This window comes from Massilia mucilaginosa, assembly GCF_011682145.1.
Lineage (GTDB): Bacteria > Pseudomonadota > Gammaproteobacteria > Burkholderiales > Burkholderiaceae_D > Telluria_A > Telluria_A mucilaginosa.
In genome coordinates, this window is sequence record NZ_WHJH01000163.1 from 1 (window position 1) to 968 (window position 968).

The 968-nt window shown below is 58.0% G+C and carries 1 protein-coding gene; it reads left to right on the forward strand.

What is annotated here, in order from left to right:
• Positions 1–132 precede the first annotated feature (132 nt).
• Positions 133–663 (forward strand): hypothetical protein, encoded by a 531-nt coding sequence (locus tag F2P45_RS34280; RefSeq protein WP_166882669.1) that lies wholly within the window; start codon positions 133–135, stop codon positions 661–663.
• Positions 664–968 lie beyond the last annotated feature (305 nt).

The following is a 968-nucleotide window of genomic DNA, read 5'->3' on the forward strand; positions in this document are numbered from 1 at the left end:
TTGCCAGCGGCGAAAATCGTGGATGACGTCGCGGCGCTGCTGCCGTGGAATATGAAGGATTTGCATACCCCCGATTTAACCAGCGGCGTGACTTCCTGAACAGTCTGGGGTTGATGGATCGCTTACGCTTACTTGCTCGAGGTCGCACGCTATATCGTGCTCAACCCGGTGCGCGCGGGACTAGTTGCCTTGCCTCAGGATTGGGAGTGGAGCAGCTATCGCTCGATGCTGGCCGATGCTGGTGCGCCGCCCTGGCTCGACACGCAGTCGCTGCTGAAGCAATTCGGCCCGACACCGACGGCGGCGGTTGCAGCGTACCGCGACTTTGTAGCAAGAGGAATGGACGCGGAGAATCCGCTGAAAAGTGCGAGGCATGCGTTGGTTCTGGGTGAGCCGTTGTTGATGGAAAATTTTCACCGTGTGGCGAATAGCGCGCCGTCAGAAATAGTCCGACTGCAGCGCGGTATCTCGTCGATATCACTGACGCAATATCAGAGCCAATTTGCCGAGCGCGACGAGGCGATGGCGCGCGCGTTCTGGAGCACTGCGTTCACGATGCGGCAGATCGGCTTGCATTTCGGTGTGTCCTATAAGACCGTCAGCCGGGCGGTGCAGCGATATGAGGCGCAGCTGCTGTCGGAAGCTGGCGGGTCGTCCACATAGTGGTGCCAGGTGCACAATCCATTCGGTCCACTGGGGATTCTTATTGAGAAATCGGATCAGCTCGTGTCCGAATGTCAGACCTGACACCGGCGCTGGTGGTTGATGAGTTCGTGTCCGAATGTCAGACCTGACACCGGCGGTGGCGGCCTGCGGGGATGGCTTTGTTTTGTCAACGCTTTAGCCTGGATGTTTCATAAACGTCATCCGCAATTCCGAATTGTCGCTCTCGACGCCGCTCGGTTCGAATTATCCTATTGTGGGCAATAGGCGCCCTACCCAATTGAACGGGGCAGGGTATAGCGGCA